Source organism: Hartmannibacter diazotrophicus (assembly GCF_900231165.1).
Classification (GTDB): domain Bacteria; phylum Pseudomonadota; class Alphaproteobacteria; order Rhizobiales; family Pleomorphomonadaceae; genus Hartmannibacter; species Hartmannibacter diazotrophicus.
Genome location: NZ_LT960614.1, coordinates 4,258,314 through 4,276,333, shown reverse-complemented (window position 1 = coordinate 4,276,333; position 18,020 = coordinate 4,258,314). Strand labels below are relative to the sequence as shown.

Here is an 18,020-nt window from a genome sequence, read left to right as displayed (position 1 = left end):
GTCTCAGTCCAGCTTTGCCTTCCAGCGCGTCAGCAGCGCGGCATTCGTCACCACCGTCACCGAACTCATCGCCATGGCGGCACCGGCAAGGGCCGGGGTCAGAAGGCCAAAAGCGGCGACGGGAATGCCGATCACGTTGAAGATGAAGGCCCAGAAGAGGTTGGTGCGGATCTTCCACCAGGTCGCGGAGGCGATGTCGAGCGCGGCGGCCACCAGTCTCGGGTCGGGCCGCATCAGGGTGATGCCGGCGCTTTCCAGCGCCACGTCCGATCCCGTGCCGATGGCGATGCCGACATCGGCGAGGCTGAGCGCCGGGGCATCGTTGACGCCGTCGCCGACCATCGCCACCCTGTGGCCCTCGCCCTGAAGCCGGGTGACCTCGTCGCCCTTGTCCTCCGGACGCACCGGTCCCTGCCAGCCGTCGAGATCGAGCCTTGCGGCCACGGATCGTGCGACGGCGGTGCTGTCGCCGGTGAGCATACGAGAGGCGACGCCCCTGGCCTTCAACGCGTTGACCGCCATGACGGCCTCGGGGCGAAGCTGATCGGCCAGCGCGATAAGGCCGATGACCACCCCGTCACGCGCCACGAAGGTGACGGTCTTGGCTTCCTCCTCCAGGCGCAAGAAGTCCGCCGAAAGAACACCAATGGCCGCCTTTTCCTCGGCCATCAGGGCCTCGTTGCCGATGGCGACGCGGACGCCGTCGACGCGAGCGGTCACGCCGCGGCCGGTGCGCGAGCGAAATGCCTCGGCCGGTTGGAGTGCGATTCCGCGTTCCCTGGCGGCCTCGACGACGGCACCGGCCAGCGGGTGGAGGCTCATCGCCTGGACCGAGCCGGCAAGGCGCAGGATCTCGTCTTCGCTCACGCCGGGTGCAGGCACCACATCGGTGACAGCCGGCTTGCCGATCGTCAGCGTGCCGGTCTTGTCGAAGATCACGGTATCGATGTGGTGGGTGCGCTCGAGCGTCTCGATGTCCTTGACCAGAATGCCGGCCCTGGCGGCGGCGCCGGTTCCGGCGACGAGCGCTGTCGGGGTCGCAAGGCCGAGGGCGCAGGGGCAGGCGACCACGAGCACGGAAACGCCGGCGATCAGTGCGGTTTCGAAGTCGGCGCCGTTGATCAGCCAGCCAAGGACGGCGAGGACGGCGATGGCAACGACGGTGGGCACGAAGACCGCCGAAATCCTGTCGACGAGCCGCTGGACGGGCGCCTTGCCGGTCTGGGCGTTCTCGACCATGCGGGTGATGCGGGCGAGCGTCGTATCCTCGCCGAGCGCATCGGCCCGAAGCGTCAGGACGCCTTCGCCGTTGAGCGTGCCGGCAACGACCTTGTCGCCGACGGCCTTCTCGACCGGAAGGCTCTCGCCGGTGACGAGGCTTTCGTCGAGGCTGCTGGCGCCATCCTCGATCATGCCGTCGACGGGCACGCGCTCGCCGGGGCGAACGCGGATCTTGTCGCCGAGCACGAGGTTCTCGACGGGCACGGTTTCCTCGCCGGTTTGCGTGACGCGGGTCGCCGTTTCGGGGCGCAGGGCCATCAGGGCGCGGATTGCCGCCGTGGTGCCGGCCTTGGCGCGGCTTTCCATCAGCTTGCCGGCCAGGATCAGCGTCAGGACGGTGGCCGCGCCCTCGAAATAGAGATGGCCCATGGCAGCATGGCCGCGCGTTGCCAGCATATAGACGCTGAAGGCCCAGGCCGTCGTCGTGCCGAGGGCGACGAGCACATCCATGTTGGCGCTGCCGCCGCGTAGCGCATGCCACGCGCCGCGATAGAAGCGCGTGCCTGCGATCACCTGCACCAGCGTGCCGAGGACGAGTTCGGTGACCGGCGAGAGCAGGTGTCCGCCGCCCCACGCCATGCCGATCATCTGGGCAAGGAAGGGAAGGGTCAGCAGCGCGGAGACGGCAAAGATCAGCAGAAGATGGCGCCATTCGGCGCGCTGGCTTGCTTCCCGTTCCTCGCGCGCCTTGCGGCGGGCGGCGGGGACGTCGGCGCGCGGAATGGCCTCGTAACCGGCGAGATCCACCGCATCGACGAGGACTTCGACGGGCGTGCCGCTCATCAGGGTCACGTCGGCGCGTTCCAGCGGCAGGTTCACATGCGCCTCGACCACGCCGTCGATGCGCGACAGCACCTTCTCGACGCGCGCGGAACAGGCGGCGCAGGTCATGCCGCGAATATCGAAGGTCTTCTGGGTCGTTGCGGCGGCCTGCTGGCGCGGCGCTGTCATTGCATCCATGGCGGGATCTCCCGATCTTTCTGGCGCTCATATGAGGTTTCCAGTGACGGGAAGGTCAAGTCCGGCAAAGCCCTCTTGTTTCAATCACTCTGCGGCCGGAATTCTCTCGCACTGGGGACGATCCCGTTGCTATGGTGACACAAAGGGCAAGCCCGAAATTTGAACAGTACAGGAAAGGCACCTGCCGATGAGGCTCTGGATCAAGAACCCGCTCGCCATTCTGGCCGATGGAGATGCGGGTGGCGGCATCGTGGTCGAGGGCAGGAAGATCGTCGAACTGGTCGCCTCGGGCAAGACGCCGTCGGCGCCTGTCGACGAGACCTATGACGCCTCGCGGCATGTGGTCATTCCGGGCCTCGTCAACACCCACCACCACATGTTCCAGACGCTGACGCGGGCCCATCCGGCGGCGATCAACAAGGAACTCTTTCCCTGGCTGATGGCGCTCTATCCGATCTGGGCGAAGAACGTGAAGCCGGACGCCTTCCGCCTCGGCACGCGTCTGTCGCTCACAGAACTTCTGCTTTCGGGCTGCACCACCGCCTCCGACCATCACTATCTCTATACGCCCGGCCTCGACAACGCGATGGACATCCAGGCGGAAGAGGCGAGCGCCATCGGCATGCGCATGACGCTGACGCGCGGCTCCATGAACCTGACGGTGGAGGAGGGCGGCACCGCCATTCCCGGCACGGTGCAGGACACGGACGTCATCCTGGCGGACTGCGAGCGGGTCGTCTCGAAGTACCACGACGCCTCGGAGGGGGCGATGTTCAAGGTGGCGCTTGCTCCTTGCGCGCCCTTCAACGTGAAGAAGGAGGTCATGGTCGAATCGGCCAGGATGGCCGAGAAATACGACCTGCGCCTCCACACCCACCTCGCCGAGACCAACGACGAGACGGCCTATTGCATGGAGAAATTCCAGTGCCGGCCGGTGGACTATCTGGAGGACGTGGGCTGGATGAACCATCGGGTGTGGCTCGCCCACGGCATCCACTTCAACGACGACGAGGTGAAGCGGCTCGGCCATGCCTGCGTCGGCGTCTGCCATTGCCCGACGTCCAACATGGTGCTCGCCTCCGGCCAGTGCCGGACCAAGGAACTGGACGCGGCCGGTTCGCCGGTCGGCCTCGGCGTTGACGGGTCGGCTTCCAACGACAATTCCAACCTGATGGAAGCGTTGCGTCACGCGCTGATGATCGGGCGCCTCACCTATGACGCGGCCTCGGTGACCCATTTCGACGTCTTCAAATGGGCGACGGAAGGCTCGGCGCGCTGTCTCGGGCGTGAGGATATCGGCAAGATCGCGGTCGGCAAGCAGGCCGACATCGCCATGTTCACGCTGGACGAATTGCGCTTTTCCGGTGCCGGCGATCCGCTGGCGGCCCTCGTGCTCTGCGGCGCCCACGCGGCGGACCGGGTGATGGTGGCGGGCCAATGGCGCGTCACCGACGGCGCGCCGCTCGGCGTCGATGTCGCGCGGCTGCGCTACGAGCATGGCGAAGCGGCGAAGAAGTTCCTCGAGGCGCTTTGAGTCAGATCCGATGATGCTTCCCCGCCGCCGCTGGGCCGAGATGCGGGCCCCGGATTTTCTTGGCGATACGTCCGACTGGGTCGCCGTGCTGCCCGTCGCCGCCATCGAGCAGCACGGGCCGCATCTGCCGGTCTCGACCGACACGACGATTGCCGAAGGGCAGGTCGAACGGGTGATCGAGCTGATGCCGAAGGGGCTTCCGGCCACCTTCCTGCCCGTGCAGGCGGTGGCGAAGTCCAACGAGCATATCGCCTCGCCCGGCACCCTGACGCTCGACTGGGAGACGGTGACCAAGGTCTGGCTCGACATCGGCGACAGCGTCGCAAGGGCGGGGGTGAAGAAGCTGGTGATCGTCACGTCGCATGGCGGCAACGTGCCGATCATGGACATCGTCGCCCGCGAGCTGCGCATCCGCCACGGCATGCTGGCCGTTGCGACGAGCTGGCTGCGCTTCGGTCAGCCCGAGGGCCTTTATCCGGACGCGGAGCGAACCTACGGCATCCACGGCGGCGACATCGAGACCTCGATCATGCTGCATCTGGCGCCCGATCTGGTCGATATGACCGCGGCGGAGGATTTCTGCACGCTTCAACTCGATCTCATCGCAACGAAGAAGCACCTTCGCGGCCATGGCCCGGCACAATTCGGCTGGACGATGCAGGACCTCAACGCCAAGGGCGCGGCCGGCAATGCCGCAGCTGCAACGGCCGAGAAGGGCCGTCGGTCACTCGACCACGCGGCGAGGGGATTTATCGAACTCCTCGATGATATTCACAGTTTCTCCCCATCAAGTCTTTGGGGTTCCTAGCGGTTTAGGTCCAATTTTAAATATCTTCGCAACCTTCGCGGAAATCTCCACGTGCAGCGGTCGAGCCGATCTCGGCCGGCCGAAAGGCGTGGTTTTATGATAATTATCTGAAACGACAATTGTTTTCTGCCATCCGAGATTTCCCTTTGCTGCCAAAGTCTTCCCGTTCCGGTCGCAGGCGCCCCCGGGCGCTTCTTAGGGATTTTTCAGACAAAGGAAGAACCTTGACCCCAATCCATTTGAACGAAAATGGAACATCCCACAGCGCCAGGCCATCGCGCCGGCATTCATGCACAGGTTTTCCACAGCGCCCGAAGGCGTTGGCGGGTGTGGCCGCCTGTCGTTGCGGCTCTGTTCGCGGCGTTCATCGCTTGGGAAGGAAGTCGCGGGACAATGCGATTCGACGCGGTCCTCCCCGCTGCCGCAGGAAAGCCATGGAATAGACCGAGACACGCTGAGCATTGCCGTGTTGCGGCCGTCCACTGTGCCGGCAGCGGTTCGGCGGAGTCGCACGCAGGGCGACCTGCTTTCTTTGGCACTGGACACTTGATCATGACGTTCTTTTCCCGGTCGTTGCCTCTTTTCCTCGCTCTCTCCGCCTCGCTTGCCGCCTGCTCGACCCCCGAGCCCCCGCGCCAGAAGCCGTCCATCTACGAAAGCATGGCCCGGCCCGGCGCCAAGGTCGATCAGGCCAAGGCGGTCGAGATGATCAGCCAGTACCGCATCGCCAACGGCGCCGGCCCTTTGAAGACCGACCCGAAGCTGGTCAAGATCGCGCAGGACTATGCGGAGGCGATGGCCAAGTCCGGCGACATGACCCATGTGCTTCAGCCCTACGGCTCGCTGCTGAAGCGCCTGCGCGATGCCGGCTATGCCTACAAGATCGCCGGCGAAAACATCGCGGCGGGTCAGTACACCCTGGCCGATGTCTTTTCCGAATGGCGCCAGTCACCGCGCCATGACGCAGGCATGAAGAGCGCTGACAAGACCGTGATGGGGATCGGCGTCGCCTACAATCCGAACAGCAAGTACAAGGTCTACTGGTGCCTCATCCTGGCCTGGCCGAAAACGCCCGAGGAGGTCGCGGCCGCCGCCGCAACGCAATGACAAGACGGCGCATTTCCTTCGCACTGCGATCACGCAGTCGCAACATGACGGGCTGCCGGTTCTATGCCGGCTATCGCGACGGTTGTGACCAAGCTCCCGCTTTCGCTCGTCTTTCCCTGCCCGTTCTGGCTTCAATTTGAATGTTGCAATGCACACAAAATTTGCTTTGTGCGCTGCAAGGGCGCAGAATAAGAGGAACTACTGAACGAGTGCAGCCATGCTAACCCGACCGACCAGCTTTCCCGATCTTCATCGAAGCTTTCGCTTCGATATTCCCGGCCTCTACAACATGGGCAGGGACGTGATCGACCGTTGGGCGGCGACCGAGCCTGACCGGCCGGCGCTGATCGTTCATCGGGAGGCCGGGCCGCCGCGCTTTGCGACCTACGGCTATCTGGCGTCCTGGTCGAACCGGCTGGCCAATGCCCTCAAGGCGTCGGGCCTTGCGGTGGGGGATCGGATGGGCATCCTTCTGCCCCAGTCGCCCGAAACCGTGATTTCTCATGTCGCCGCCTACAAGATGGGGGCGATCGCCGTGCCGCTGGCGATCCTGTTTGGAACAGAGGCGCTGCGGTACCGCCTGAAGGATGCGGGGATCAAGGTGCTCGTGACGACCGTGGAGGCGGCCGAACGGATCGAGCCCCTGCGCAGCAGTCTGTCCGATCTGGAGCTCGTCATCACGGTGGACGGCACCGGTCCGAATGCCGTCGACTTCAAGACCTTCGCCGGTCAGGGCGGACGGGAGTTCGAGGCGATCGACAGTCGCCCCGACGATCCGGCGCTGATGATCTACACCTCGGGCACCACCGGCGCGCCGAAGGGGGCGCTGCACGGCCATCAGGTCCTGCTCGGCCATCTGCCGGGCATCCAGCTTTCGCAGGAATTGATGCCACAGCCCGGCGACGTGATGTGGACCCCTTCCGACTGGGCGTGGGCGGGCGGTCTTCTCAATGCGCTGATGCCGGCCTTGCACTACGGCGTTCCGGTCGTTGCCTACCGCTTCGAGAAGTTCGATCCGGAACGGGCGCTGGCGCTGATGGCCAGGCACAAGGTGACGAACGCCTTCCTGCCGCCGACGGCGCTCAAGATGATGAAGGCCGACGGGGTCAGGATCGACCGCGACGCCCTGAAGCTGAGGGCCATCGGCTCGGCCGGTGAACGACTGGGGACCGAGGCCTTTCACTGGGCGCGGGAGGCCTTCGGCATTCCGGTCAACGAGTTCTACGGGCAGACGGAATGCAACGCCGTCATCGGGTCCTGTGCCGGACTCGGCGTTTCCAAGGCCGGCGCCATCGGCAAGCCGATACCTGGCCATTCCGTCGTCATTCTCGGCGAGGATGGCGAGCCCGTGCCCGCCGGTGTCGCAGGCGAGATCGCGATCGAGCGGCCCGATCCGGTGATGTTCCTGAAATACTGGAATCAGCCCGAGGCGACCGAAGCCAAGTTCGTCGGCGACTACATGACCACCGGCGACCGGGGCGTCATGGACGACGAGGGCTACATCAGCTTCATCGGCCGGGACGACGACCTCATCACCTCGGCCGGCTACCGCATCGGCCCCGGAGAGATCGAGGATTGCCTCATCGCGCATCCGGCGGTGCGCCTTGCCGTCGTCGTCGGCAAGCCGGATCCGATCCGCACGGAAATCGTCAAGGCCTATGTCGTGCCGCAGGACGGTGTGACGGTCAGCGACGATCTGGTCAACGACATCAAGAGCTTCGTGCGCTCGCGGCTTTCCGCCCACGAATATCCGCGCGAAATCGAGTTCGTCGAGGACATCCCGATGACGACATCGGGCAAGGTCATCCGGCGCGCCTTTCGCGAGGCAGCGACGCCGTAGCGCGGCGTCGGCCACGGGCCGATCGCGCCTGTTTCGATCCGATACTACTCCGGGTTTTGCTGAAATGCTGGGCACGTGCTTTGTTCCGTGCCCATAATTTCATCATACAATCGACGTATTTCGCATTGATATCAATCCCTTATCAAGATTCCCGACCTAGTTTGAGGTAAACTTCCTCGATTGGACGGCCTTGTTATGCGTGCATTCCTTCCCAGTCGCATCGTCAGCGGCTTCTCCCGTCTTTCCCTTTCCACCCGCCTGACGGCATCGAGCCTCATCTGGCTCTGCGGCCTCGTGGGACTGGTCGGAGCGTCGTATTTCACCATTGGTGTGTTGCGTCAGAGCGGGGTCGACGTGACGGCGGTGTCGCGGCTCGTCCAGTCCGCCCGCCTCGTGGAGGTCCATGTCCTCGATCTGGTCGCGGCCGAGGGCGGTTTTGTCGCCGCTCCCTCCCCGGCGGGCGTAACGGCGCTTCGCGGCGACACGGCCAGGGTCGAGGCGCAGGCCGCGTCGCTTGCCGAGGCGGCAGCGGGCCTTGGCATCGAGATCGACCAGCTGCAGATTCTCACCGACGCACTGGCGACGATTTCCGGTCTTTTCGACGATCTCTTCAAGCAACAGGCGGTGATCGGCTTCACGGCAGAGGACGGGCTCTACGGCGGGCTCGTTTCCGCCGACAAGGCGCTCGGCGTCGCCATCAACAAGGTCTCCAAGAGCGGCATGAACGAGGCGACCGTCCGGATCGTCCAGGGCTATGCCCAGATGGAACACGCCCGCGCGCAGTTCGAACTGACGCTGGGCGATTCCGCGCGCGGCCGGGTGGACAGCGCTGCCGTCAGGCTGGGCCGCTACATCGACAAGACCAACATTTCCGCCGACGACAAGACGCAGCTTCATCAGCTTCTCGACGGCTATACCAACGCCTTCGCCGGGTGGTCGCAGGGCGTGCTGCAGCGGGCGCCGCTCATCGACAAGCTGCGTCTCAATTTCGATCTGGTGCCCGATATCGTCGAACAGATCGTCGCGACAGCGTCCGCGACCCAGGAGGCAGCGGTGGCGAGCGGAAAGGCCGCCGAGGACCGGGCGATGCTGGTCATTCCCCTGGTGGCGGGCCTGACGCTCATCCTGGGCGTCGGCATCAACCTCGCCATCGTGAGCAGCATCACCGGGCCGGCCGGCCGGCTGAAGCGGGTGATGATGGCGCTGGCCGACGGCGAGGAGCCGGAGGTGCCCGACATGGACCGCAAGGACGAGTTCGGCGACATGGCCCGCACCGTTGCCATCTTCCGCGACAATGCGATCGAGCGTCGCCAGCTTGCCAACGATGCCCTCACGGATGCGGAGGTGCGCCGGGAACGCCAGAGCCGGGTCGACAACCTCGTCGAGGCCTTCCGCCATGATGTCCGCGAGATGCTTGACGGTGTCGCAGCCTCGATGGAAGGGATGAACCGGACCGCCGAGGGACTGCGCCTGCTGGCCGACGACACCGCGCGCCAGACATCGAGCGCGACGGCGACGTCGAGTTCCACCCGATCGGGTGTCGAGACGGTCGCCGCGGCGGCGGAAGAACTGTCCGCGTCGATCCAGGAGATCTCCAATCAGGTCAACATGGCGAACGGGGTGGTCGAGGCTGCCGGGCGGGAAGCCGACGCGAGCAACAGCGAAGTGCAGCAGCTTGCCGATGCCGCCTCGAAGATCGGCGAAGTGATCGGCCTGATCCGCGCGATTGCCGAACAGACCAATCTTCTGGCGCTCAATGCGACCATCGAAGCCGCGCGGGCAGGGGAAGCCGGCAAGGGGTTTGCCGTCGTCGCCGGTGAGGTCAAGTCGCTCGCGGCCCAGACCGCCCGGGCGACCGAGGAAATCGCCGGCCATATCGGCGGGATCCAGTCCTCGACCCAAGCGACGGTTCAGTCCATTGCCCAGATCACCGGCACCATGGGCGAGGTTTCCGAACGCATCGGCGCCGTCGTTGCCGCCATCCAGCAGCAGGGATCGGCCACGCAGCAGATCAGCAGTACGATTTCGCTCGTCGCAGACAGCGCGATCGAGGTCAATCAGAACATCGAGAATGTCGGGCGCAGCTGCGACGAAACCCGGCGCTCGTCAGGCGACGTCAGCGGAGCGACCGCCGAGGTCGGCGAGATGACGCGCAGGCTCACGACGACGATCGACCGGTTCCTCGCCGATGTGGCGGCCGCCTGAGCGGATCACGACGTCGGAGCAGGGGCCTTGGCGCGCAGCTTGTCGAGTTCGTGGCAGGCGCCCCATTCCGAAATCGCGACCACCGGTTCGTAAGTCGAGGACTTCGAGATCGAGTCGGTCAGGATGTAGCTGTAGTGGGCGAACAGCGCCTTCCGGTAGGGGAACTCGTCGAGAAGCCGATCCTTGAACAGGAAGGTGACCCTGTTCGCGGTCTTGGACTGCTCTTCGACGGCGGCCAGCCACTCGCCGTTCGACTGGAGCGGGCTCACGAGAATCTGGCAGTCGGGGAGGACGGCGGCCGTCCTCTGCGTGTCCTTGATCCGCGACAGTTCGAAGCCGGCCGATTTCAGCAGCGCCATGGTTCGCGGTGAAAAGGCGGCGTCATTCTGCATGTGCGACGCCTCGTATTTGACGTCGCCGACCTTTTGCTTGAGGCCCAGCGGAATGACGAGGACGCCAAGGAGAAGGATAATTGCGGTCTTCATGCCGCGACCTTCCGCTGGCTGCCGAACATGGAGATGCCGACAATCCAGACCAGCGTGATCATCGCGATGATCTGCGATCCCGTGCCGGTGTGCAGATAGTCATAATAGTGGCTGTAGCGCGCCATCATGAACAGGCGAATCCAGTTGATGAGGAACATGCCGAGCAGGCCGATCGCCAGAATGTGCCAGTTGTCCCGGGCCTTGGTCTTGTTGACCATGGAGAAGGTCAGCCAGGCCAGCACCAGGTAATTGAGGCCGTGCAGCGACGAGCAGCTCCAGAGAACCACGATCGGGTCGTTCTGGTCGTTCGGCACGATCATGTTGCCCTTGACGCTGTATCCCGCCGCGAGCGAGACGATCAGCGCATCGAGCCACAGCAGCTTGAGGCCAATGAAGGTGATGATGAGCTTTCCCCAGAAGAGGGGAACGGCGAGATAGGCCGCCAGAATGCCGAGCTGGAAGGAGCTCAGGGCGACGCGCAGCCCCACGAGGGTCAGCGCTACCCAGGAAAACCAGTACATCGGGATATAGATCAGCGCGATCATCGCCACGATGAACAGATTCTCGAGCCGGGAATTGGCAAGGGGCTCGATCTCCGCCTCCCACAGGGACCAGGCTGCCCAGGCGAAGGAGAACAGGATGATCGGGTTCAGCGTACCGCCGGACATCAGAGCCGTCAGGGCATCGGTCTTCTGGACCTCCTCGATGACAACAAAGGTCACGGCGTTGATAAAGGCGGCAATGACCAGAATACTATAAATCTGACCGAGCCGAATATCCGACTTCAAGCGAGCGAGCAATTCCATCGTTCCACCCAAGGCAATCAACTTCGAGCCGGAAAACCGGCCTACATGAGATTCGGCAAGTCTTTGAGCAAACAGTAGTCATGATCGCCCGTTGCACTGGGCCCAAGCGATGGCACGACCGAAATCTCAATGAATTCTGTGTCACTTTCGTGGCGACAAATAAACGGTTTAGTCACGATGATCGCGAACAACCACCTTCGCCAACATCGCAACCATAGCAATGCAGCAGGTTGTCGGGAAGGTCAATCTTCGGGCCGGCGCGGCCTTGCGTGGTAGAAATCTTTTGATCACTTCCGGGAACGACTGAAGAGGGCGAGGTCGCGCCTTCTTCGGCGCTCGGCAGCGCGAGCCTGAACCCAGAAGCTACCGACTAGCCGCGCACGGGCATCTGCACGTTCCTGAGGCTGATGGCCGTCAGGAGGCCGACGAGGGCATAGCCCGCAGCGACCAGGAAGAGCGGATGGAAGGCCTGCTGATAAGCGAGGCCGATCATCTGCTGGGTCTGCGACGGCAGTGCGGAGAGGACGTCCGGGGACAGCTTTTCCAGATTGGGGACACCGGGGATCGTCGTGGCAAAGGGGGCCAGTCCCGCGGCGACGATCGCGCCGTAGATCGATATCGCGATCGATGCGCCGCCCATGCGGGTCAATGTTGCCGATCCGGTCGCCGCGCCGACGTCCCGGCGGTCGGCGGCATTCTGGATTCCCAGAATGGGCACCTGCTGCCCGACGCCGATGCCGATCCCATCGACCAGAAGAATGGCCGCGGCCAGAATGAGGGGCGTTTCCGGGCCGAGCAACGACAGGCTGAGCAGAGCGACCAGGCAGGTCGTCATGGAGAGGATCGAGAAGATCTTGTAGCGGCCCGTGCGCGACATGATTCGTCCGGCGGTGATCGAGCCGGCGGCGATGCCGCCGGTCAGCGGGATGAAGAACAGGCCCGCGGCGGTCGGGCTCATCGAGAGCGTCGATTGCAGGTAGAGGGCGATGTAATTGACCATCCCGATACCGATGCTGCCGCTGGCAACGGAGATGATCAGAAGCCGCGCAATCGTGGGATTGGCAAAGAGGCTGAGGGGGATGACGGGTTCCGGCACGCGCCGCTCCACCCGAACCCAGAAGACGAGGCATATTGCGCCGGCGCCAATGACCGCGATCGCCAGCGGAGAAAAAAGGCCGCCGAAAAGTTCACTCCCATCCGCCCACAAGACGATGCTCGCGGTCACGCCGGCCAGAAGCAACGCGCCGGCATAGTCGATCTTCGGCTTGCGGTCCGGCCGCCGGTTGGGAAACAGCAGGCCCAGCCCCAAGAGGACGACGATCCCGATCGGCAGATTGATGAGAAAGATGGACCGCCAGCCGAAGAGGTCGCTCATGGTGCCGCCGAGGACCGGCCCGATAAACCCGGACGCCATCAACATCAGGCTCGAATAGCTTTGATATTTCGCCCGTTCGCGCGGCGCGAACAGGTCGGCGTTGATGGAGAAGATCGAGACCATGATGCCGCCGCCGCCGAGCGCCTGCAGAACGCGCGCAGCGATCAGCGTATCCATCGATACGGCCAGGCCGCAGGTCAGCGATCCGAGCACGAAAAGCCCTATGGCCGTCATGACGGTGTATTTTCGGCCGAAAAGGTCGCCGAGCTTGCCGTAGATCGGCATGATGGCGCTCGACGTCAGGAGATAGGCCGATCCCACCCAGCCGAAGCGCTCGATATGCCCGAATTCGCCGACGATCGTCGGCAGCGCGGTGGCGATGATCTGCACATCGAGGGTGGCCATGAAGACGCCGGCCATCAGGAAGGCGAAGACGATCAGCCTGAGGCGAGGGTCAGGGATCAAGGTCTGATGGGCCTCGGCAGACGTGAGGGCCTCGGCGTCGCGGCTGGGCTTGTCCATGGAAATGCCTTTTGAAGGAAGGAAACATCCTTGTCGCGCTTATATGACTTTAGCATTTAAGTGTCAAACGCACATATTTGACAAAAGCACGTTACTGCCTGTATCGAAGGGCAAGGGAGACTGGATGGACCATGGAAGACAGCGTCGACAAACCGGCGGCCGGTGCTGAAACGCCAGATATCGCAACGATTTCGGAATCGATGGTGCGCATGCGCATGCTCACCGGGCGGCGCATCATCACGCGCCTTGCCATGGACCAGTTGGGGATCCCCCTGGAACTGACCCATGCCGACGTGATCAAGACGGTCAAGTGGATTGCGAAGGATGGCGAGGTGACGGTGGGGGCGATCGCCGAGATGATGCGCATCGATCCCTCGCGCAGCAGCCGTCTCGTGTCCGAACTCGTCGAGCGAGGCATGCTCCGGCGGGCCGCCTCGCAATCGGACGCGCGCCGGACGGTCGTCGAATTGACGGAGAAGGCCGGAGACTATTTCGAGGCGGCGGAGCGCGCCAAATACGACGTGATCCGCGCGATCACGGCCGACTGGAGCCCAGAGGATATCGCCCTCTTCGCCAGACTTTTCGAACGTTTCATCACCGAATACGAGAACGTGGCGCGGGCGCGCGGCAAGTAGCGGTTCGGCCGGTGCTGCCTTCTGTCTTCTGCCTGTGGCCTCAGGACGCGAGGGTGCTGTTTGCGCCCTGCCTCACCTTGCCGTCCTCGAACTCGATGATGCGGTCGAATAGATCGAGCGAGCGGGGGTCGTGGGTGACGACGGCAACGGCCGACCCGCGTTCGGTGGCGATTTTCCGGAACAGTTCCATCACCTGCCGTCCGCGCACGCTGTCGAGTGCAGCCGTCGGTTCGTCGGCCAGAAGCAGCGGCGGATCGTTGGCGAGCGCCCGCGCCACGGCGACGCGCTGCTGCTCGCCGCCGGAGAGCCTGGCCGGAATGTTGTCGGCGCGATGGACGAGATCGAGGGCGGCCAGAAGTTCGCGGGCATAGGCCCGTGCCGGACCGATCGGCACGTCGTCGATCGTCAGGGCGAGCGCAACGTTTTCCTCCGCCGTCAGGAAGGGGATGAGATTGGCCTTCTGGAAGATGAAGCCGATATGCCGGCGCCGAAAGTCCCGCAGGCGATTGAGGTCGGCACCGGAATCGGACACGCTTTCGCCGGCGAGCGTGACCGTGCCGGCCGTCGGCGGCTCAAGCAGGCCGGCGATCATCAGGAAGGTGCTCTTGCCGGACCCGCTCGGCCCGATAATGCCGACGAGTTCGCCAGCGCGGATATCGATGGAGACGCCGTCGAGCGCCCGCACCACGGTTTCGCCGCTGCGGTAATGCTTGCGGGCACCGCGCACCGAGAGAACGGCATCGTTCATCATGACAGGACCTCCCGTGCGTTGACCTTCAGCGCCCGTGCGATGCCGACAAGGCTGCCGATGCCGCAGATGACGGCCAGTACCAGCGCGAGCAGGGCGAGATCCGGACCGTCCATGACAATGCGCCGTGGAAAGAAGCTGAAGAGTTCCGAGGCAATGACGATGGCGAGGACATAGCCAATGAGGCCGATGAGGCCGGCCTCGCCGCCGATCATGCCGGCAATGACGGAGTTGCGCGCGCCGATCAGCTTCAGCATGGCGATCTCGTGCAGCTTCTCGATGGTCATGGTGTAGATGATCAGCGAGACGACGATCGAGGTGATGACGAGGATCAGGATGGTGAAGGCGAGGATCTGGAGGCGCAGTTTCCAGAGCCGTGCATTGAGCAGGAGATCGTGCTGATCGGCCTTGCTCAGCACGTTGGCATCGCCCCATCGGGCAATCGTTGCCTTGACCGCATCCGGATCGGCCGAGGGATCGAGGGGCACCAGCACGGCGGCGATCTTGCTGTCCTGCGCGACGGAGCTGCCGTCGGACGTTGCCGCCCCGCCGTCGATGCCTCTTGCGGCACGGGCGAGTAGCACCTCCTCGGCGGTGCGGCGCTGGGCAATCGCCATCGCGTCGTTGATGCTGACGAAGAGCAGGCCGTCGCCAGCCGAATCCACCATGCCGCCGGTCGTCCCGACGATGCTATAGGTGTCGAGGCCGAGCTTGACCGCGTCGCCAACGGCAAGGCCTGTGCTGCGGTCGGCGATGGCCTCGTAGTGGCTCATGGCAAGGGTGCGCCCGGCGGTGAGGTCGAGCCAGTCTCCCTTGTCCTTGGGAAAATCGAGGCCGGTGATCGTGGCCCGGCGGGCCTTGCCGTCAAACGTGAACTGCTGGCTGAACTGGGTGAAGCGGCGCACGCCGGCGACGCCCGGCACGCCCTCGACGCGGCGATCCATGGTGGAGGAGACGGCGGAGCCTTCGGCGAAGGGGCCGGACCGCTCGCCCTGAACCACCCAGAGATCGGCGCCGATATGGTCGACGATCAGCAACGCGTCGCCGACGATGCCGCGATAGAGCCCGGCCATGCCGATGACGGCGGTCATCAGGAAGGCGACGCCGAAGGCGGTGAGCAGGAAGCGCGCCGGACTGTGGCGGATGTCTTTCCAGGCAAGGTTCATGATTTCCCGCTTTCGGCTGTCGTCGTGATGCGCATGAAGGGGAAAAGCCCCTTCGGCGCGAGCACCGTTTCGCCGGAGGCAACGCCGGACTGGATTTCGGCGCGCTCGGCATTGCCGGGCCCGAAGCGGACCGCCTGCCAGCGTGCGCGGCCGTTCTTCTCGATCCAGAGCCCGGTTTCGTCGTTGTGGCGGGCGATGAAGGCTTTCGGAACACTGAGGACATCGTCACGCGCCGTGAGGGTGATCCGCGCCGTACCGCGCTGGCCGAGGGCCCAGTTTTCCGGCAAGGCGTCGAGGACAATGTCGGCGCCGACCTCGCGGGTTTCCTCGTCGACCTCGCGGTCAAGACGCAGGACGTGGCCGGCGATCACGTGCCCCGGATCGGAGGAAAAGCCGAGGCTCGCCGGCATGCCGACGCGAAGGGTTCCCAGAATGCTTTCGTCGAAGCGGGCGGAGAAGACGATGGAGGACGGATCGACCAGTGTCAGGACGCTGGCGCCGGCGGTGACCACGTCGCCGGGATTGCGCGAGCGGGCGACGACGATGCCGTCGAACGGAGCCCGCATGACCGTGTCGTCAAGTTTTGCCCTGGCCGCCTTGACGGAGGCGTGGGCCGAAGCTGCCTGGGCCCGGGCCTGATCGATGGCTTTTGCTGAACGCGTCAGGTCGGCCTCGGCCTCCTGCAGCGTTGCCACCGCGGAATCGGCGTTGGCCTGCGAGACGGCTCCGCGCGCGGCGAGAGGAAGCTGGCGGTCGTGATTGGCGCGGGCGTTGGCAAGGCTTGCCCTGGCGCGGTCGAGATCGGCAAGAGCCGTGTCGATGGCCCGGTCGGCGGCTGTTGCGGTGGCTTCGGCGGAGGCAACGTCGGCCGCAGGGCCGCTGTCGTCCAGCCTTGCGACGATCTCGCCGGACGTGACCCTGTCGTTGAGGTCGACCGCGACGGTGGAGAGGCGGCCGGCGAGGCTGGTGCTGACGGTGACCTCGCGGATGGCATCGAGGTTGCCCGGCGCCCTGACTTCGACGGCCAGCGGTGCGGTGGAAAGAACGGCGCTCTCGACGGGATGCGCGATGCCATAGCGCATGACCGCGGCACTTGCGGCGAAGGCGAGGAAGACCGCGGCGGGCAGGAGATAGCGGAGCGGGCCGCGCCGGCGCCGTTCCGGGCGCCGGAGGGTGACGAAGGCGTCAGGCGATGGCTGGACGTTCATGGTGTCAACCGTGTCTTTCGGGACCGATCGACCGGCAGGCGGACTTTGCAGTCACCCCCGGTCGATGCCGTCATTTCTGGGCTTGCTGGGCGCGGATCTCCGCGAGGGTCTCCTTGCAGGGCAGGGAGATCTGTTCGGCATTGGCCTGGACGCACTGCAGGATGCGGCCGCCGCCCGGCTGAACGCCGGCACAGACGCGGCGGATATCGGCCTCGCAGGCATTGCGCACGGCCATCATCTGCTGGCGCGTGAACTGCTGCTGGGCGTTCGCCGTGGCGGTTGCCGAGGCGAGGACAAGGGCGAGAAGGACGAAGCGTTTCATGGGTGTCTCCCTGGATGGGCTTGAGGGGTTGGGTTTGAGGGGTTTTGCTTGAGGACGGGGGGTGCGGCTCGCCCTGCAGGACGAAAGCCTTGCGAAAAGGGCGTTGTCGTTCCGCCGCCGTCATTCCCGCGCAAGCGGACAACCATCGACCGAGTGCCAATTGCCTTGCCAAGGTCTTGAAACAGAACCATTTCACCTTGGTTGGGGGGCGGCTGTCGGCATGGCCGATGGGTTCCCGCTTGCGCGGGAATGACGGCGGATCATCTTTTGGAAGAGGGGTGTGCCCCCCGAGCATTGACGGTGGACCTGCCGTCAGTTGCCGAAGATGTGCGTGCGGGTTCCTGTGCGGCCCATCGGGCCAGTGCGGGTCACGCTGCAGGAGGCATCGCCGCGGCTGCAGTTCCGCGTCCGGCTCGCCGTGCCGCCATAGGGACCGACGACATTGCGCGTTGCGGTGCAGTTGCCGTTTGCGCACTGACGGGTCTGGTTCGCCGAGCCGCCATAGATGCCGGTGGTCGACCGGGTTCCGGTGCAGGTGCCGTTAACGCATTGCACGGAGCGGGAATGGGACTGGACGCGGGGCGCGTAGGGCGGCGGCACGGCATAGGGTGGGTAGGCCGCCCAGCGGGGATACCAGGGATAGGCGGGATAATAGGTGTCCCAGTAGGCCTTGTTGAAGGCAACGACCGCGAGGCCGACGCTTCGGGCGACGGGCGCGGTGACCACGACCGGCGCCCCCTGATAGACCACCTGAACGTATTTCGCCGCGACCCAGCCTCGCGCTGTGCCGAGCGAAATATCGCACCAGCTGTAGTTTGCCAGACAGCCGTAGGTGACGACGTGGGCCCTGGCGGGAACGACGGTCACGACCGGATAGGCGGTCGAGGGGCCGGCCCTGAGATTGACGTTGGCGGTTGCGACCGCGGGGGTTGCCGCCGAGGCGGTGGAGGCCGAGGCCAAATAGACGGGAGCGGTGGCCAAAAGGGCCAGCGCAAGGACAAGTCGCTTGAACATCGCG

At 64.8% G+C, this 18,020-nt stretch carries 15 protein-coding genes; 6 read left to right on the top strand and 9 right to left on the bottom strand.

The window, feature by feature from the left end; genetic code table 11:
• Positions 1–3 precede the first annotated feature (3 nt).
• Positions 4–2,241 (bottom strand): heavy metal translocating P-type ATPase, encoded by a 2,238-nt coding sequence (locus tag HDIA_RS19895; protein WP_197708050.1) that lies wholly within the window; start codon positions 2,239–2,241, stop codon positions 4–6.
• A 187-nt stretch (positions 2,242–2,428) separates the two neighbouring features.
• On the opposite strand from HDIA_RS19895, the gene HDIA_RS19890 reads away from it, so the two are divergent.
• The 5 genes from HDIA_RS19890 to HDIA_RS19870 all read left to right on the top strand — a co-directional run bounded on the left by HDIA_RS19890 (position 2,429) and on the right by HDIA_RS19870 (position 9,735).
• Complete coding sequence (locus HDIA_RS19890) at positions 2,429–3,775, top strand: 8-oxoguanine deaminase (protein ID WP_099557739.1); 1,347 nt, start codon at positions 2,429–2,431, stop codon at positions 3,773–3,775.
• A 13-nt stretch (positions 3,776–3,788) separates the two neighbouring features.
• Positions 3,789–4,583 (top strand): creatininase family protein, encoded by a 795-nt coding sequence (locus tag HDIA_RS19885; RefSeq protein ID WP_099559043.1) that lies wholly within the window; start codon positions 3,789–3,791, stop codon positions 4,581–4,583.
• A gap of 552 nt (positions 4,584–5,135) precedes the next feature.
• Complete coding sequence (locus HDIA_RS25470; RefSeq protein ID WP_157775747.1) at positions 5,136–5,690, top strand: CAP domain-containing protein; 555 nt, start codon at positions 5,136–5,138, stop codon at positions 5,688–5,690.
• 217 nt (positions 5,691–5,907) lie between these two features.
• Positions 5,908–7,530, top strand: a complete 1,623-nt coding sequence (locus HDIA_RS19875) for an AMP-binding protein (RefSeq protein WP_099557737.1) — start codon at positions 5,908–5,910, stop codon at positions 7,528–7,530.
• A 195-nt stretch (positions 7,531–7,725) separates the two neighbouring features.
• The gene (locus HDIA_RS19870) at positions 7,726–9,735 is read left to right on the top strand and encodes a methyl-accepting chemotaxis protein (RefSeq protein WP_099557736.1); all 2,010 of its coding nucleotides are present in this window, start codon (positions 7,726–7,728) and stop codon (positions 9,733–9,735) included.
• Positions 9,736–9,740: 5 nt separating this feature from the next.
• Here HDIA_RS19870 and HDIA_RS19865 read toward each other — a convergent pair whose 3' ends face one another.
• From HDIA_RS19865 to HDIA_RS19855, 3 genes are all read right to left on the bottom strand, one after another.
• A complete protein-coding gene (locus HDIA_RS19865) occupies positions 9,741–10,220 on the bottom strand; it encodes a hypothetical protein (protein WP_099557735.1) in 480 nt (159 codons plus the stop codon).
• Positions 10,217–11,008 (bottom strand): hypothetical protein, encoded by a 792-nt coding sequence (locus HDIA_RS19860; RefSeq protein WP_157775746.1) that lies wholly within the window; start codon positions 11,006–11,008, stop codon positions 10,217–10,219. Before HDIA_RS19860 ends, HDIA_RS19865 begins: the two co-directional genes overlap by 4 nt.
• A 388-nt stretch (positions 11,009–11,396) precedes the next feature.
• Entirely contained in the window at positions 11,397–12,923 is a 1,527-nt protein-coding gene (locus HDIA_RS19855) for an MDR family MFS transporter (RefSeq protein ID WP_099557733.1), read from the bottom strand.
• 131 nt (positions 12,924–13,054) lie between these two features.
• Between HDIA_RS19855 and HDIA_RS19850 the strand changes: the two genes are divergently transcribed.
• Positions 13,055–13,558, top strand: coding sequence for a MarR family winged helix-turn-helix transcriptional regulator (locus tag HDIA_RS19850; protein ID WP_099557732.1), 504 nt, complete (start codon positions 13,055–13,057; stop codon positions 13,556–13,558).
• Between the two features lie 40 nt (positions 13,559–13,598).
• Here HDIA_RS19850 and HDIA_RS19845 read toward each other — a convergent pair whose 3' ends face one another.
• From HDIA_RS19845 to HDIA_RS19825, 5 genes are all read right to left on the bottom strand, one after another.
• Positions 13,599–14,309, bottom strand: a complete 711-nt coding sequence (locus HDIA_RS19845; protein WP_099557731.1) for an ABC transporter ATP-binding protein — start codon at positions 14,307–14,309, stop codon at positions 13,599–13,601.
• Positions 14,306–15,472, bottom strand: coding sequence for an ABC transporter permease (locus tag HDIA_RS19840; RefSeq protein ID WP_099557730.1), 1,167 nt, complete (start codon positions 15,470–15,472; stop codon positions 14,306–14,308). Before HDIA_RS19840 ends, HDIA_RS19845 begins: the two co-directional genes overlap by 4 nt.
• Entirely contained in the window at positions 15,469–16,680 is a 1,212-nt protein-coding gene (locus HDIA_RS19835) for an efflux RND transporter periplasmic adaptor subunit (RefSeq protein ID WP_099557729.1), read from the bottom strand. The genes HDIA_RS19840 and HDIA_RS19835 overlap by 4 nt, the downstream gene beginning before the upstream one ends.
• 70 nt (positions 16,681–16,750) lie before the next feature.
• Positions 16,751–17,002: a cysteine rich repeat-containing protein gene (locus tag HDIA_RS19830; protein ID WP_099557728.1), complete on the bottom strand. Its 252-nt coding sequence runs from the start codon at positions 17,000–17,002 to the stop codon at positions 16,751–16,753.
• A gap of 312 nt (positions 17,003–17,314) precedes the next feature.
• On the bottom strand, positions 17,315–18,016 hold the full coding sequence (locus HDIA_RS19825) for an SH3 domain-containing protein (RefSeq protein ID WP_099557727.1): 702 nt from the start codon (positions 18,014–18,016) through the stop codon (positions 17,315–17,317).
• Between the last annotated feature and the right edge of the window lie 4 nt (positions 18,017–18,020).

Excerpts from the sequence above, each read along its gene's own strand:
- HDIA_RS19850 (WP_099557732.1), top strand. The coding sequence starts at position 13,055 with ATGGAAGACAGCGTCGACAAACCGGCGGCCGGTGCTGAAACGCCAGAT.
- HDIA_RS19855 (WP_099557733.1), bottom strand. The coding sequence starts at position 12,923 with ATGGACAAGCCCAGCCGCGACGCCGAGGCCCTCACGTCTGCCGAGGCC.
- HDIA_RS19835 (WP_099557729.1), bottom strand. The coding sequence starts at position 16,680 with ATGAACGTCCAGCCATCGCCTGACGCCTTCGTCACCCTCCGGCGCCCG.
- HDIA_RS19845 (WP_099557731.1), bottom strand. The coding sequence starts at position 14,309 with ATGATGAACGATGCCGTTCTCTCGGTGCGCGGTGCCCGCAAGCATTAC.
- HDIA_RS19825 (WP_099557727.1), bottom strand. The coding sequence starts at position 18,016 with ATGTTCAAGCGACTTGTCCTTGCGCTGGCCCTTTTGGCCACCGCTCCC.
- HDIA_RS19865 (WP_099557735.1), bottom strand. The coding sequence starts at position 10,220 with ATGAAGACCGCAATTATCCTTCTCCTTGGCGTCCTCGTCATTCCGCTG.
- HDIA_RS19885 (WP_099559043.1), top strand. The coding sequence starts at position 3,789 with ATGCTTCCCCGCCGCCGCTGGGCCGAGATGCGGGCCCCGGATTTTCTT.
- HDIA_RS25470 (WP_157775747.1), top strand. The coding sequence starts at position 5,136 with ATGACGTTCTTTTCCCGGTCGTTGCCTCTTTTCCTCGCTCTCTCCGCC.
- HDIA_RS19890 (WP_099557739.1), top strand. The coding sequence starts at position 2,429 with ATGAGGCTCTGGATCAAGAACCCGCTCGCCATTCTGGCCGATGGAGAT.
- HDIA_RS19895 (WP_197708050.1), bottom strand. The coding sequence starts at position 2,241 with ATGGATGCAATGACAGCGCCGCGCCAGCAGGCCGCCGCAACGACCCAG.
- HDIA_RS19870 (WP_099557736.1), top strand. The coding sequence starts at position 7,726 with ATGCGTGCATTCCTTCCCAGTCGCATCGTCAGCGGCTTCTCCCGTCTT.
- HDIA_RS19840 (WP_099557730.1), bottom strand. The coding sequence starts at position 15,472 with ATGAACCTTGCCTGGAAAGACATCCGCCACAGTCCGGCGCGCTTCCTG.
- HDIA_RS19875 (WP_099557737.1), top strand. The coding sequence starts at position 5,908 with ATGCTAACCCGACCGACCAGCTTTCCCGATCTTCATCGAAGCTTTCGC.
- HDIA_RS19830 (WP_099557728.1), bottom strand. The coding sequence starts at position 17,002 with ATGAAACGCTTCGTCCTTCTCGCCCTTGTCCTCGCCTCGGCAACCGCC.